The organism is Paenibacillus agri (assembly GCF_013359945.1).
GTDB lineage: Bacteria > Bacillota > Bacilli > Paenibacillales > Paenibacillaceae > Paenibacillus_AQ > Paenibacillus_AQ agri.
This window is the reverse complement of record NZ_JABWCS010000214.1, coordinates 144,091-160,104: the sequence shown is the minus strand read 5'-3', so window position 1 is coordinate 160,104 and position 16,014 is coordinate 144,091. Positions and strand designations below refer to the sequence as shown.

The following is a 16,014-nucleotide window of genomic DNA, read 5'->3' as shown; positions in this document are numbered from 1 at the left end:
CTTTTTTGGACGATATGATTAGTATAGAAAGTCTCGTATTCAAAGTCTGTCTAAACTTGGGGGGCATTCTTGCGGTTTTTTTGTCGAGTTATAGAACTACTACCATCATTGCAGCATAAAAAGACCAGCCGTATCCGGCTGGTCCTAAGCTAATTATTATATTAAATCATAAGCGTCTGCTTACGCGGCATTTGTAATACTTTAAATGTTAAGGGTTACTAGATTCAATCTCCTCGTCACTCAGTCCGGTAGCTTCGCGAATTTCTGCCCGGTTTAACCCCATTGCCAACAGTTTCTTGGCGATTTCCAGCTTAGCCTTTAGTTGTCCTTCATGTAAACCTTCTTTCAAACCTTCTTGCATGCCCTTTTGCAAACCTCTTTCCCAGCCATTCTCAGCTGCATCACGAAGAGAAGCTTCATCATGCAAATATTTTTGGCGGGCTTCATAAATTCGGCGGGCCTCCGAATCCTGACTTAAAAACTGCAATGTATCCATGGCCTTCTTCATGACCGGTTCATTCATGCTCAGCACCTCCCAGTGAGATTGGTCTATACCCTTGAGAAATAACAGCCAGTTCACTAAACCTTCTTGCTCGGGAGGTGAGGACAATTTCAGGTTCGGCAGCTCCAGAAAGTGTATCTCTATATCCTGGGTGAGCGCTATGCCGCTATTATCCTCACGCAAATGAAAAACACTATGATACTGCTCGCCAGGCAACAAGCTATAATTCAAGATGTTGATCGTCACACACTTTTTAAGATCTCTATATTTGCCGCTTTCCTGAAGCTGTCCGGAATACCGTTTGCTCCAGTAATAAAGCGTTCGTTTTTCAATATCATATTTGTTAAACAGCTGCATCTCAATATCAATCATTCTGCCATCTACGGTCTTGGCCCATATATCGAAGATAGATTGCTTGTCCAGCGGATCATCCTTATCCGTATATGGATTCAGCAGTACCACTTCATCCAGGGCAGGTTCTCCCGCCTCGGCGAAAATCCTGTTAAGAAAGGCCAATAACACATCTTTATTGTTGTTACTGGCAAAAATCCGTTTAAATACAAAATCCACCCGGGGATCGAGCAGTTCCATCATGTCATCTCCCGTTATTGTTATTATAACAGCAGGCACAATAAAAAAACACCGCATTGCCCCTAGCTGTCAGCTAAAGCAATACGGTGCTTCCGTATATCTCATTAAAATCTATTTAGTCATTATTGCCACGTGTACGGTTCCGGAGGAACGTTGGAATATCGAGCTGATCAGAAGTATTCTGATTGCCGAACGGACGCAAATTAGCATTCTTATCCGCCGCTGCAGGCTCGGTACTCGTACTCGGAGCTGCCGGACGACGACCAGGAGCCATAGAAGAAGGCTTATGTTCAAAGCCAGTCGCGATAACCGTAACTTTGATCTCATCCTTCATACTCTCTTCGATAATCGCACCAAAGATCATATTTACTTCCGGGTCCGATGCCTCAGTGACGATTTCCGCCGCTTCATTAACCTCATAAAGCGAAAGGTTAGAGCCACCGGTAATATTCATGATAACTCCGCGTGCGCCTTCAATAGACGTCTCCAGGAGCGGGCTCATAATCGCTTTGCGTGCAGCTTCCGCAGCACGGTTCTCACCGTTGGCGATACCAATACCCATCAGTGCTGAACCACGTTCAGTCATGATCGTCTTCACGTCTGCAAAGTCAAGGTTGATTAAGCCGGGAACCTGAATCAAATCCGAGATACCCTGTACTGCTTGGCGCAATACGTTGTCCGCTTCGCGGAAAGCTTCAAGCATCGGGGTCTTCTTGTCGACGATTTCGAGAAGTCGGTCATTCGGGATAACGATTAAGGTATCAACCTTTTCTTTCAAAGCTTCAATACCAAGATCAGCTTGATTCGAACGCTTTCTGCCTTCAAAGGTAAACGGGCGTGTCACCACGCCTACAGTCAATGCTCCACACTCTCTTGCAATTTCAGCAATTACCGGTGCTGCTCCTGTTCCTGTGCCGCCGCCCATTCCTGCGGTAACAAATACCATGTCTGCACCCTTAAGCGTATTTGAGATCAAATCACGGGATTCCTCAGCCGCTTTTTTGCCGACCTCTGGATTGGCTCCTGCACCAAGTCCACGAGTCAATTTATCCCCAATTTGCAGCTTATGCTCCGATTTGGCCATATGCAGCGCCTGGGCATCCGTGTTAACGGTAATGAACTCAACGCCTTGAACGCCATTTTCGATCATCCGGTTGACCGCATTGCTTCCGCCGCCACCCACGCCAATGACTTTTATTTGCGCCAAGCTCTCCATTTCAAAATCAAATTCCAACATATTGTTCCATCTCCCCCTAGAAAAGTGCTTGGATGCCCGGTCCAAGTATATCTGGTCTTACAGTTATATAAACTCGCTGAACATGTTCTTCAGACGTTCTACCAATCCAGGCTTCCGAGCGGTATCCTGGTTGGGTGCGGCACTCTGCTTCGTGCGGGCCGCCGTCTTCTTGTTGCCGCTTCCGCCGGTACTGCGTCCACGGAATCTGCGGACCACATTATGCAGAATGCCGACACCACCGGTAAATCCGGGGTCGCGCACACCGATATAATCGGGTACAGCTATACGTACAGATGCCGCCAGCTCTGCTTGAGCAACCTTTAACACACCTGGCATAGAAACAGTGCCGCCCGATAGTATATAACCTCCGGGAAGCTCACTGTAACCCAGGCGCTTCACTTCCTTGCGGATTAGATGGAAAATTTCCTGGACTCGCGGTTCAATAATCGCCGCCAGATCCTCCTGGTTGAACTCCTTCTCCACGTTGCTGCCAATACGCAGCACTTTGAAGACCACATCCGAAGCCGCATCGTCGATCCAGGCGCAGCCGTACTTCAGCTTCACCTTCTCCGCCTGATCGGTCAGTGTCCGAAGTCCATAGGCAATATCATTGGTTACAAATTCCCCTCCGATCGGAATCGTAGAGGTTGCAGTGAGGGAACCCTCTTCATATACGGCAATTGTAGTTGATCCTGCTCCGATATCGACCAAGACCGATCCCATCGACTTCTCGTCTTTAGAGAGCGCCAATCCACCAGCGCCAAGAGACATCAGTACAAGATCCTTAACTTTCAATCCTGATTTCTCTACGCAGCGCAGCAAATTATGTATTGGCGTCTTCGCACCAGTGATAATGGTCGCGTCAACTTCCAGACGGACGCCTATCATCCCGCGCGGGTCCTGAATGCCCTCGAGGCCATCGACGATATATTGCTTGGCGACAACATCGATCACTTCGCGTTCTGGAGGCAAGGCGAGCACCTCTGCTGCCTTGATCACGCGATCAATATCGTCTTCACCGATCTCACGGTCTTCATTCTGAACGGCCACAACACCGTGGCTGGATTGCAGGCCGATATGGTTGCCGGTAATCCCGACATAGACCTCGGATATTTGAATACCAACCATCTGCTCTGCATGTTCTACAGCGCTTCTGATTGATTGCACAGTCTGGTCGATATCTACAATCGCACCTTTGCGTATTCCTTCCGAATCAGCAGATCCAACGCCAATAATATTAAAGGTTCCATTGGTAACTTCACCAATGATCGCCCGAACTTTGGATGTACCGATGTCCAAACTAACAATGATGTCATTGTTGCTCAAGCCCTATGGCACCTCCTGTTATAATCAAAGTAAATTGCAAAGCCTTTCCCGTTCTCGGGAAACATCTTCTGTACATATTCAACATACCTAATCCTTTCCCTCTTTTTTCTACAAATTTTTTGAGTGGAATAATAATACAGCTATCCCAGAAGCAAATGACTCTGCTAAAAAGCAAAAAGCAGACCATTTCACACAAGAAATATAAGCAAAAGAGTGAAAATATATCCATAAATATGCTCAGATTCCAAAAAAATCCGGAGAAAAAAGAGGGATGGAGCTCATAACCCATAAAATCTATTTTAGCATTTTTTTAAATCTATTAGTAGGGACTATTTACTCTTGTGTACCTATTTCCCCTCTGTTTCTGCGTCTTCCGGTTGGAATGGAACGTAGGAATCCGCCTCCAGCATCGTGATCAATCCGGGTTGCTCCGTTTCTATGACCTGATTAAGATAGCCCACCTTGTTCTTTAGCAGCGAAATCGCCGTAATCACCTCGAATTTGGAGCGGGTGTACAGCTTGATTCTGTCTGGAAAAGACAGCGTCGGCGAAGGTACAATTTCAGAAATATCGCTCGTCAGCTCATTAGGAATCCCAGCCAGTACCTGCGAGAGCTTTGCCTTAAACGGATCGGATGGATTCCAATTGGTCAAAATAGGCTTCTCGACGGCAATTCCGGTCTCATTTACCTTGACAGCTGCTCCGCTAGAGAGAATGGCCTTGAGGCTGCCATCCTGATCCAGCTCATAAGCCACCGCCGGGTACTCCTCAATGTGTATGGAGATTACACCTGGGAACTTTTTATCCACCGTTGCTTTTTGCACTGTATCCAGCTTCATCAGAGATTCCTCCACAGCGCTCTTGGAGACAGCAAAGAACTGTCCTCCGGTCTGCAAACCGCTTTGGGCTAACAATTCTTCTTGTGTCGAATACTTACTTCCCTCAAAATCTATCTCTGTAATCCGGCTGGCAGACGAACGAAAAAAAATCACAGCGAGCAGCGCGGTGAACAGCAGGATTAGAATAAAGGTAACCTTGCGGCTCATTTTCTTTTTGGGCTTGTCCTCTTTCAAGAGAGGCACAGTGGTTTTAGACATTCTCATTTCTCCGTAGTAAGGCCCTGTCTCCTTCCCGGGCAATTCTTCCGAAGGAGACAGGGAGCTTTAATTGGCCAAATCAATCGGTCCCGGAACAGGTACCTTGCGGCTAATACGGGCACCCAGTTTCTGAAACAACTTCTCAATACCGTCATAGCCCCGGTCAATATGATGCGCCTGCTCGACAATGGTCGTCCCGTTGGCGGCAAGGCCGGCAATCACAAGCGCTGCCCCCGCCCGCAGGTCTGTTGCCTCCACAGTAGCTCCGTAGAGCCTCTGCACACCGCGAATGAACGCCCGGTTCAGGTCAATAGAAATATCCGCACCCATACGGGCCATTTCCTCCACATGCTTGAATCGACCCTCAAACACGGTTTCTTTGATCACACTAAAACCGTCGGCTAGCGACAGCAGCACCATCACCTGAGACTGGAGGTCCGTCGGAAACGAAGGATATGGAGAAGTCACTATTCGTTCTACCCCCCGCGGACGCCCCATACAGCTGACATTAATTATATCATTGCAGACTGTAATTTGAACACCGGCGCGCTTGAGCACATGAATGAGCGAGGTCAAATGCCCTGCGTTGGTATGCGTCAACGTAACGTTCCCCCGTGTTGCCGCCGCTGCAATCATTACGGTTCCAGCTACAATCCGGTCCGGAATGACCTCGTACGTACAGGGATAAAGCTTCTTCACACCTTGAATTGTGATGGTATCAGTTCCTGCACCCATGATCTGAGCCCCCATCTTGTTCAAAAAATGTTGAAGATCCTGTATCTCCGGTTCCCTGGCCGCACCGGTTATCGTTGTGGTGCCTTCCGCCGTAGCCGCAGCCATCATAATATTCTCTGTAGCCCCTACGCTTGGGTAGTCTAGGTGAATATCACTTCCCGTAAGCTTTTCTGCCCTGCAGGAGATTTGGCCACTACTTTCCTCGATCACCGCACCGAGCGCCTTTAGCCCCTGCAAATGAAGATCAATCTTGCGTTCACCGATAGCACAGCCACCGGGCTGATAGATCTTCACCTCACCAAACCTTGCGAGGAGCGGACCCATCAGAAAGATCGAGGACCTCATCTGCCGCATTAAATCCTCTGGAACATGAGAAGTAGTCACGGAGGATGTGTCAATTGTCACCCTCTCCTCTTCATGCACACTTTTGCAGCCCAGCCGGTCCAAAATATCCAGCATGGTCACGGTGTCCAGCAGCTTCGGCACATTATGCAGTGAGTGAACTCCTTCGGCCAGCAGACTTGCCGCCAGGATCGGCAGCGCCGCATTTTTTGCTCCATGGATCCGAATGGTGCCGGACAGGGGACTCCCACCCTCAATCACCAATTTGTCCAATGTATCACCTCCGAGATTACCGCTCACCCACCACAAACACTTCCGGTACCAGGGCCTTCGTGAAATGAACAGGAACGCCCGCCTGCGCATTTCAATACCGGAAGTGTCTGGGTGATTGTCACGATTATAGGATTATCCTATGTTCAATCCCTCGGGTGTGTGACTGTGGCTGCCAATAAGGCATTTTCCGCCACCGCTGCCCTAAATCAAGACCTATTTCCCGCTGTCGTGCGGCCTGTACTATAGCCGCTGAGGAATTACTTTTGCTTGCCGACGAGTTTGTACAGCTCACTGACGACCAGCGCGGCAGAATCTCTTTTGCCCAGACGCAGCGAGGAGTCAGACATTTTACGGCGAACACCTTCATCTCCGATAATCTTCGCAATGGCTTCATGCAGTGCCTGCCCGTTCAGTTCCTTCTCCAACACTACCACGGCGGCGCCTTCCCGCTCCAACTGTCTGGCGTTGGCTTCCTGGTGATTGTTCGTTACATTAGGAGAAGGTATAAGTACAGAAGGAATGCCCAAAGCCGTAATCTCCGAAAGAAATGATGCGCCCGCACGGTTGACGATCAGCGACGTGCACGCCAGTACTTCCGGCATATTGTGAATATAAGGAAGCACATGCAGCCAGTTGGGGAGGCTCCCCAATTTTTGCCGCAGCGCTTTGCGGGTCTCTTCAAAATAAGGCTCGCCAGTCACATAAACGTAATGAACTCCATTACCCTTACCCACAAAAGGGGCCATGTCAATCATCGCATCATTGATGGCCTTCGCTCCCCGGCTGCCGCCGACCACCAGCACAACTGTGCTGTCTTCGGGAATACCAAGCGATGCATACCCACGCTGTGCGCTTGCCGTGGTTACTGTAGTAGCCCGCGGGTTGCCGGTATAAATGACCCGTTTACCACCAGGAAATGCGGATTCCGTGCCTTCAAAGCTGACAGCCACTGTATCTGCGTAACGGCTCAGGAAGCGGTTAGTCAGACCAGGAATGGCATTCTGCTCATGAATCAGGGTTGGGATGCCCAGCCTTGATGCGGCATACACGACAGGACCGCAGACATAACCGCCCGTCCCGATCACTACATCCGGCTTGAACTCTTTGAGCATCTCTTTAGAGGCCCTGACTCCCTTCAGAAAACGTATAACGGTCTTAACGTTATCCAGAGACAGCTTGCGGCGGAAGCCGGTAATATCAATAGATTTGAATGGAATGTTCTCCTGGGGAACCAATTTGCTCTCCAGGCCGCGCGTGCCGCCAATATACAGAAAAGCAGCCTGGTCGTCCTCTGCTTCCAGTTGCCTTGCGACAGCTACGGCCGGATAGATATGTCCACCCGTACCGCCGCCACTTAATACAATACGCATGCCTTTCACCTCGCATAACGGGATAAATTCAGTAGAATGCCGAGTGCCGTGAGCATGAGAGTTAACGAGGACCCGCCATAGCTGATCAGCGGAAGCGTAATGCCCGTTACCGGCATCAGGCCGATAACTACACCGATGTTGATGACGACCTGCACAGCCACCATACAGACGATGCCTACAGCTAAGTAGCTCCCGAAGCGGTCAGGCAGGCTCATCGCCACCCTCATCCCGCGCCAGATCAGAATCAGGAACAAGGTCAGCACCGCCAAGCCCCCGATAAAGCCCAGTTCCTCGGCCAATATAGAAAAAATAAAATCAGTCTGTGGTTCCGGCACATAACTATACTTCTGGCGGCTCATTCCAAGTCCCATACCCCCAAGTCCGCCAGGACCGATGGCGTACAGCGATTGGATAATCTGATAGCCTGCGCCGAGCGGATCGGACCAAGGGTCCAGGAACGCCGTAATCCGTTGCAGACGGTACGGTGCCGTAGCGATCAGCCCGGCAAATCCGGCCAGGCCCGCAATACCAAGCGATACAAGGTGCTTCATTCGGGCGCCGGCTGTGAAGACCATCATCAATGCGGCACCAAACATGACGGTGCCCGTCCCAAGGTCAGGCTGAAGCATAATCAGACCAAAGGCCGTGCCAATCAGTGCGAGCGGAGGCAGCAGTCCACGGGTGAAGGTGGAAATATCATAATCATCGCGCCCCAGCCAATTGGCCAGGAACAGGATCATGCCCATCTTCATGAACTCCGAGGGCTGAATACCGAAGGAGCTGATACCCAGCCAACTGCGCGCCCCGCCGCGCACGACCCCGATTCCAGGGATCAACACAATCACCAGTAATACAAAACAAACGATCAAGAGCGGCTTGGCGAACTTCTTCAGAACGCGATAATCCGTATTGGCGGTAAAGAACATGACCACCAGGCCCAGACCCGCGAACAACAGCTGCCTTTTGACAAAATAAAACGAGTCTCCATAATTGCGAAAGCCCAAGACGGATCCGGCGCTGTATACCATCACCATGCCGATAACCAGCAGGGCAAGAATAGGGATCAGCAGCCAGATATCCGGCGCATGACGGGATTTGTTCATGAGGAGCACACCTCTGCTTCCGTAGTAGGGGCTTATCCGCCCCCCTACTTAAAGGTTATGCACCGCCTCTTTAAAAATACGCCCGCGCTCTTCATAGGATGTGAACATGTCCCAGCTTGCACATGCAGGGGACAGGAGAACGATGTCTCCTTCTTCCGCCAGAGCGGAAGCCTCCCGCACGGCCTGCTCCAGCACGGCGGCGGCGCTCTCCCCATTATCGACGGAGACCACCGCGTTTAATCCTGCCAGCTTCGCCACGTTCACCAGCTTGTCCTTCGTCTCTCCCAGCGCCACAAGTCCCTTAACACGGCCGCTCAGGACAGGCAGCAGTTCAAGATAATCAGACCCGCGGTCTAGTCCCCCAGCAATCAACACTACCGGTCTACGGAGAGATGTCAGTGCCATCATAGTCGCTTTGGAATTCGTAGCCTTGGAATTGTTATAATAAGCAGCTCCGTTTTTATCTGCAACGTACTCCAAACGGTGCTCTACACCACGGAAAGACTTCAGTACCGCTGACAGTCCAGCTGGATCAGCCCCCGCCGCTATGGCAATAGCGCTGGCTGCCAGCGCATTCCCCACATTGAAGCGTCCTAGAAGACTGATAGACTCTACCGGGGCGATCTCTATCTCCTGACCCGCCGAATTCCGGTAGAGAATGACGCGCTCCAGATCGTCTTCAACATCAGGTACATAGGATGGGCTAACAAAGACGCCCTGCACCAGCTCCTCTGTCATAGAGAAAGGCAGCAGTTCTGCTTTTACATAAGGCACCAGTTCGCGACAAACGGGGTCATCCCAGTTCAGCACTGCTGTGTCGCTATCCAGTTGATTGGCGAAAATCTTCGCTTTGGAGTCCACATAATCCTTCATATCACCGTGATAATCCAGATGCGTCTCGGCTACGTTTAGCAGACAGCCAATCTTCGGGCGGAAAGACTCCGTTCCTTTGAGCTGGAAGCTGCTCAGTTCAACTACCATCCAGTTGCCCTCAGTGGCCTCCTGTGCCGCCTGACAGAGCGGTGTGCCGATGTTGCCGGCTACGATCGGCTTCATGCCTGCCGCATCCAGCATCTGGCCCACCCAGGTCGTTGTCGTCGTCTTGCCGTTGGAACCGGTGATACCGATCATCGGTGCGGCACAGAGACGGTAGGCCACTTCTACCTCTGTCACTACTTCTATGCCAAGTTCCAGCGCTTTTTGAACAGGAGGCACGGAATAAGGAATACCCGGATTCTTAACCACCAGCTTAATGCCAGGATGAATCAATCCTTCTGGATGCCCGCCGCATATAACAGAAATTCCCAAAGTTTCCAATTCGGAAGCTTCGGGACTTTGTTCTCTTTCCTTTTTATCATTGACCGTAACCACGGCGCCGCGCTCATGCAGCACTTTGGCTACCTGGACGCCGCTCTTGGCAAGCCCTAGAACGACGACCTCTTCTCCACGATACAAATCCGGATGTTTCATAGTCTACAACCCCTTGCTGATATAAAGTCCTACTGCCGCCAGCACCAGACTTACCGCCCAGAACGAGATGACGACCCGCCATTCCGACCAGCCGCTGAGTTCAAAGTGGTGATGGATTGGGCTCATTTTGAAAATACGCTTGCCGCGGGTTTTAAAGGAAGCTACCTGCAATACAACGGATAGCATTTCCACTACAAATACACCGCCAATAATCAGGAACAACAGCTCACTCTTCGTGACGATCGCTATGGCACCAATGGCGCCGCCAATCCCGAACGACCCCGTGTCTCCCATGAACACCTTGGCCGGGTGGGCGTTAAAGACCAGAAAGCCCAGTACAGCGCCGATCATCGCCGCAGCACATACGCCTGCCGCAATGGAAGTCGTCTGCATGGCAATAACAGCGTAAGCCGCAAGGGCAATTGCACTAACCCCAGACAGCAGACCATCTACGCCATCGGTAAAATTGACGGCATTGGTGACGGCCATCATCATGACGATGACGAACGGATAGTAGAACCAGCCACCCCAATCAAAGCTCCAGGACGTTCCTGGTACACTGATGCTGGTGCTATGTCCCGCGGAAATTAACAGGTAGCACATTACAGCTCCCACGAGGAGCTGTCCGATCAGCTTCTGGCGCGCTGTTAGTCCGAGGGAACGTTTGAAGACGATTTTGATATAATCATCCAAAAAGCCGATCAGACCGAAGCCGAGCGCAGCCACAAGAAGGACATAAAAATCTGAGTTTACTACGGAAAACTTAAGAAAAGACAAGGTAAAGGCCACAATGATCACGATCCCGCCCATTGTAGGCGTTCCCGCTTTTTTAAGATGACTCTGAGGCCCGTCGTCACGAACCTGCTGTCCGAATTTCATCCTGCGCAGCAGCGGAATGAAGAGCGGAGCGGCAATGACCGCAAGGATAAAGGAAACAGCGATAGTAAGCAGCAATAATTGATAATCCATGGGTACACCCCCTCCAATGTTCTATGTCTGTTGATAATGTGCATTCAGTGACCCCAGCACTTCTTCCAGCCGCATGCCTCGTGAGCCCTTGAAGAGCACAATATCTTTTGGCGTGCTTTTAGCGATCAGAAGTTCTGTCAGAGACGCTTTATCGGTAAAAGCGAATACTCTGTCCGGCCCGAATGTCTTGGTGGCAGCTTCTGCGATATGTGTAGACAGAGGGCCAAAAGTAAATACAAAATCAAGCTCTTCGGCATTCAGGTAGCTACCAATTTCTCGGTGATACCGTTCTTCCTCCGGCCCAAGTTCCAGCATGTCCCCTAGCACGGCGATTTTGCTGCCACTGCTCTTCATGGCTTGAATGACATCAATCGCTGCCCGCATGGATGTCGGACTGGCGTTGTAGGCATCGTTCAGCAGGGTTAGTCCGCAAGGCACTGAGATCACTTCAATTCTCATACCTGTCAGCCGGAGTCCGCCGAGGCCCTGCTCGATATGCTCCTCCGTAATGCCGAAGTGACGCGCAACCGCCAGTGCAGCCAAAGCATTCACCACATTATGTCGGCCAGGCAAAGGCAGGGTAAAGGCTCGCTCGGCATGGAGATGAGAAGTGAAGCTCATTCCCGCACTGTGAGCCATCATGCCTGTCGGATAATCATCATTGTCTGCGGCCAGGCCGAAACGGAAGGTTCTCATCTCTTGCGGAGCCTGGAATCCCGGTTCCCCCATCACTTCCGCAAGCAGTGGCTCATCCCCGTTATAAACAAGCAGACCGCCAGGCTTCAAGCCTTCAGCAATTTCCAGCTTCGCCCGGGCGATTTCCTTACGAGAGCCGAGCTGCAGCAGATGGGACTCGCCAATGTTGGTAATGATGGCGATATCCGGCGGGGCCAGTGAAGCCAGAAGAGCAATTTCTCCCCGACCGCTCATGCCCATCTCCAGAATGGCAACCTCGGTATCGGATGCCATCGACAGAATCGTTAGCGGTAAACCGATATGATTGTTGAAATTACCTTGTGTCTTATGAACTTTATATTGGCTCTCTAACAAGGCAGTAACGATATCCTTGGTCGTTGTTTTACCGTTACTACCCGTAATGGCTACGACCTGAGGCTTCACGATATCCAGATAAGAAGCGGACAGCTTCTGAAGAGCTATGAGCGTATCTTCAACGAGAATGACTCCACCCTCGGGAGCAGGTCCCCTATCACGCTGCCAGAGTGTGCCAGCAGCCCCTGCTGCAAGCGATGCAGCACCGTAGTCATGTCCATCGAACTTCTCGCCTACCAGCGGAACGAACAAGCAGGCAGGCACAATTTTGCGAGAATCCGTAACGACTCCCGCAACCTCTATATCGGCAGCAGCAGGGGCCAAGAGTTGCCCCCCGCACATGGCGGCGATATTTTTAAGTGTACTAGTAATCAATAGCTTCGGCCCCTTATCACTTCTTTAGCGACGACGCGATCATCGAAATCGTGAACCACTCCGCCGATCAATTGGTAGGTCTCATGACCCTTCCCCGCAATCAATACTACATCGCCAGGGCTTGCCATTTCAATAGCTTTCCTGATAGCTTCTCTCCGGTCTGCGATCAGTTCGTAGCGTTCCCGTGCAACCCCGTCCTCCACCAATCCGGCTTCAATATCCTTCAGAATCAGCAATGGGTCTTCGGTGCGCGGATTGTCAGAGGTAACAAGGATGGCATCACTGTACTTGGCGGCAATCTTGCCCATCAGCGGACGTTTGGTGCGGTCTCTGTCCCCGCCGCATCCGAATACGGTCAATACTTTACCCGTCGCAAATTCCTGCACAGCGCGCAGTACATTCTCCAGACCATCCGGGGTATGGGCATAATCTACGATCACCGCAAACGCCTGGCCTTCGTCCACGGATTCTACCCGCCCGGCCACACCGGGAACAGCTTCCAGACTAGCCTTGATCTCCTCTAGCGGCACATCCTCCAAAAGAGCGGCCGTAATGGCAGCCAACGCATTATACACATTGAACTTGCCGACCATTCGCAGCGAAATGTCCGTCTTCCCTTTAAACGTGTCAACATGGAAAAATGTTCCTTTTGCGGTGATTGAGATTTGAGAAGCACGGACATTGGCCTCATTGTCAATGCCGTATGTAATGACTTCCGCAGCCGTCTGGGAAGCAAAATAAGCGCTGGCCCCATCATCTGCATTCAGCACCGCGTATTTGCGCTCTTCCTTCCAAGGGGAGATGACATTGCCCAGGCGGGAGAAGAATAACCCCTTGGCTGCCCGGTACTCCTCCATTGTATGATGATAATCCAAATGGTCCTGGGTTAAATTTGTAAATATCGCTGTGCGGAAATCTGTTCCTTTCACACGCCCTTGTTCCAACGCATGCGAGGACACTTCCATGACGCATAATTGCACGCCTTTGCTCGCCATATCGCTCAGTGAGCGCTGAAGCTCCAGTGATTCAGGCGTGGTGCCGGACATCGGATAGCTTTGACCATCGTAGCGCATTTGAATGGTTCCAATGAGTCCTGTCTTCACCTGATGATCTTCCATGATCCGCTCGATAAGATAGGTTGTCGTAGTTTTACCGTTAGTGCCCGTGATACCGATCATCCGCATGCGGCTGCTCGGGGAACCAAAAAAGGCATTAGACAGTACAGACATCGCAAAACGGCTGTCGCCTACTACGATTTGCGGCACATCAAGGTCAAGTCTTCGTTCCGCCACAATAGCAGCAGCCCCGTTCGCCACTGCCTGTGAGGCGTACTCATGCCCGTCTACAGTGTGGCCCGGCAGACAGATGAACAAGTCGCCGGGCTGTACCCGGCGGGAATCGGTCTGCAGATTCTTGATCTCAATATCTCCTGCCCCGTATAGCTGCGATACGGCCAGACAGGATGCAAATTCGTTAACTTTCATAGTAATCCCTCACTCTACATTTTCGGATAAGAGATACAGTAGTATACCTCTTGGAATGCATATTTGATACTGACGCTCTGGCGGCCTGTCACCCATCCGCTGCTGGTTATTCGGGTGATGCACCCATGTAAATGCGGATGGTGGATCCCCGTTCCACTCTGGCTCCCGGCTTGGGGGCCTGGTTGATTACGGTATTGCCCGTTCCGGAGCGGGCCAGTGTAAAGTTCATATTCAGATCTTCATAAATATCCTGTACGGTGGCGCCGGTGAGGTCAGGCACAGTCACAATTGGCGTTTCCCCGTATTTATAATTCTTGGCTAGCTGGTCAGTCCGTTCCGGCACCTTCATGTAATGCAAGGAGTCTTCCAAAATATTCTGTACAATTGGTGCGGCGACAACACCCCCGAACTGAATGCCTTTCGGATTATCCACCGCCGTATAAACAACGATTTGCGGATCATCTGCTGGCGCAAAACCGACAAAGGAAACGATGTGCTCTGTCGGAGAGTAGCGGCCGTTAATTACCTTCTGCGCGGTACCCGTCTTGCCACCTACCCGGTATCCATCTATAAAAGCCGGGCGGCCAGTGCCCTTGGCAACCACACTCTCCAGCGCAGCCCGAACCTTCTTCGAGGTCTCCTCAGAAATAACCTCCCGCACCAGTTCAGGCTCTACCTCTGAGACGGTTTCCCCTGTATCCGGGTTAATCCAGGCTTTGGCTACATGCGGTTTATACAACTTGCCGCCATTGATAGCTGCCGATACTGCTGTGATCTGCTGAATCGGTGTAACTGAGACACCTTGGCCAAACGCCGTTGTTGCCAGCTCGACAGGACCCACCTGCGATGGCTTGAACAAGATACCATTCGATTCACCGTTCAAATCAATTCCCGTCTTGCTCCCAAAGCCGAAATCCCGGATATATTTGAACAATGAATCCTTACCCAGCCGCTGACCCAGGGCCACGAAGCCCGGGTTGCAAGAGTTCTCGACAACCTGCAGGAAGGTCTGGCTGCCATGGCCGCCTTTCTTCCAGCAGCGGAGTCTCGCCCCGCCGACCTCGATAAAACCAGGATCAAAGAAGTGATCATTCTGCAGATCAACCTTCCCCTCCTGCAGCGCAGCTGCAAGGGTAATAATCTTGAAAGTGGACCCTGGCTCGTAGGTCATCCAGATTGGCAAGTTCCGGTTATAGGTCTGAGCATTATATTCCTTGTATTGCCCGGGTTCATACCCCGGCCTACTGGCCATCGCCAAGATCTCGCCATTCTTGGGATTCATGGCAATGGCCCAGCTGCCCTGAGCCTGATACTTCACCATCGCCTGATCCAGCTCTCGTTCCATAATCGACTGAATCTGCTTGTCAATCGTCAGTTCCAGATTAAGCCCATCCTGAGGCTTGGAATACTTCTCGGAGGAACCTGGCATTAAACGCCCGCCGGCATCGGAGAGATAAGAGATATTACCGCCAATACCTTGCAGCAACTTGTCATAGATGCTTTCAACTCCGGTTATGCCCTGGTTATCTATCCCTGTAAAGCCTAGAATATGCGCTGCAAGATCACCGTAGGGGTAATAGCGCTTGCTATCCTCAGCCACAACGATGCCCGGCAGCTTCAAATCACGAATTTCGGCAGCAAGCTCCATCGTAATTTTACGGCCGCCGGGCTGCAGTCTCACCGAGGCTTTCTTTTGGGACAGCATAGGCACAAGCTTCTCCTTGGTCATGCCAAGCAAGGGTGCCAACTGCTGTGCTGTCATCTCTTTGTCTTTTACTTGCACAGGAATAGCGTAGATCGTAGGCGAGCTGACGTTATATGCCAGCGGTACACCTTCGCGGTCCAATATTTCACCGCGCTTGGCGGTAAAGGGAATATTCCGGCGCCAAGAATCCTCAGCTTTAGCAGTTAGCTCCTGGCCTTTAGACAATTGTACATAAGCCAGCCGAACCGCCAGCGAACCAAACAACAATGCCAGTCCTAGCAGCGTCCACAGCATTCTTCGGCGGCTTGTAACCTTCGATACCTTCATTCCGTTCTCCCCCGTTTCCCAGGTAATAGACATGAGCTCTTACCTTCATGACTATTCG

At 51.2% G+C, this 16,014-nt stretch carries 12 protein-coding genes; all 12 read right to left on the bottom strand.

Annotated features, from left to right (window positions below; genetic code table 11):
- Positions 1–208: 208 nt before the first annotated feature.
- Positions 209–1,096: an Rpn family recombination-promoting nuclease/putative transposase gene (locus HPT30_RS18880; RefSeq protein WP_175372887.1), complete on the bottom strand. Its 888-nt coding sequence runs from the start codon at positions 1,094–1,096 to the stop codon at positions 209–211.
- A 112-nt stretch (positions 1,097–1,208) separates the two neighbouring features.
- Complete coding sequence (gene ftsZ / locus HPT30_RS18875) at positions 1,209–2,330, bottom strand: cell division protein FtsZ (protein ID WP_175372886.1); 1,122 nt, start codon at positions 2,328–2,330, stop codon at positions 1,209–1,211.
- A gap of 63 nt (positions 2,331–2,393) precedes the next feature.
- Entirely contained in the window at positions 2,394–3,656 is a 1,263-nt protein-coding gene (ftsA, locus tag HPT30_RS18870; RefSeq protein ID WP_175372885.1) for a cell division protein FtsA, read from the bottom strand.
- Positions 3,657–4,003: 347 nt separating this feature from the next.
- Positions 4,004–4,753 carry a cell division protein FtsQ/DivIB gene (locus HPT30_RS18865; RefSeq protein ID WP_175372884.1) on the bottom strand — a complete coding sequence of 250 codons (750 nt, stop codon included), beginning with the start codon at positions 4,751–4,753 and terminating at the stop codon, positions 4,004–4,006.
- 66 nt (positions 4,754–4,819) lie between these two features.
- The gene (murA, locus tag HPT30_RS18860) at positions 4,820–6,103 is read right to left on the bottom strand and encodes a UDP-N-acetylglucosamine 1-carboxyvinyltransferase (protein ID WP_175372883.1); all 1,284 of its coding nucleotides are present in this window, start codon (positions 6,101–6,103) and stop codon (positions 4,820–4,822) included.
- 257 nt (positions 6,104–6,360) lie between these two features.
- Positions 6,361–7,473, bottom strand: coding sequence for an undecaprenyldiphospho-muramoylpentapeptide beta-N-acetylglucosaminyltransferase (murG, locus tag HPT30_RS18855; protein ID WP_175372882.1), 1,113 nt, complete (start codon positions 7,471–7,473; stop codon positions 6,361–6,363).
- 5 nt (positions 7,474–7,478) lie between these two features.
- Positions 7,479–8,576, bottom strand: a complete 1,098-nt coding sequence (spoVE, locus tag HPT30_RS18850) for a stage V sporulation protein E (RefSeq protein WP_175372881.1) — start codon at positions 8,574–8,576, stop codon at positions 7,479–7,481.
- 48 nt (positions 8,577–8,624) lie between these two features.
- Positions 8,625–10,046, bottom strand: coding sequence for a UDP-N-acetylmuramoyl-L-alanine--D-glutamate ligase (gene murD / locus HPT30_RS18845; protein ID WP_175372880.1), 1,422 nt, complete (start codon positions 10,044–10,046; stop codon positions 8,625–8,627).
- A gap of 3 nt (positions 10,047–10,049) precedes the next feature.
- Entirely contained in the window at positions 10,050–11,015 is a 966-nt protein-coding gene (gene mraY, locus HPT30_RS18840) for a phospho-N-acetylmuramoyl-pentapeptide-transferase (protein WP_175372879.1), read from the bottom strand.
- 21 nt (positions 11,016–11,036) lie between these two features.
- Positions 11,037–12,440, bottom strand: a complete 1,404-nt coding sequence (locus HPT30_RS18835; protein WP_175372878.1) for a UDP-N-acetylmuramoyl-tripeptide--D-alanyl-D-alanine ligase — start codon at positions 12,438–12,440, stop codon at positions 11,037–11,039.
- On the bottom strand, positions 12,437–13,924 hold the full coding sequence (locus tag HPT30_RS18830; RefSeq protein ID WP_175372877.1) for a UDP-N-acetylmuramoyl-L-alanyl-D-glutamate--2,6-diaminopimelate ligase: 1,488 nt from the start codon (positions 13,922–13,924) through the stop codon (positions 12,437–12,439). The genes HPT30_RS18835 and HPT30_RS18830 overlap by 4 nt, the downstream gene beginning before the upstream one ends.
- A 106-nt stretch (positions 13,925–14,030) precedes the next feature.
- A complete protein-coding gene (locus HPT30_RS18825) occupies positions 14,031–15,956 on the bottom strand; it encodes a stage V sporulation protein D (protein ID WP_175372939.1) in 1,926 nt (641 codons plus the stop codon).
- Positions 15,957–16,014: the final 58 nt, after the last annotated feature.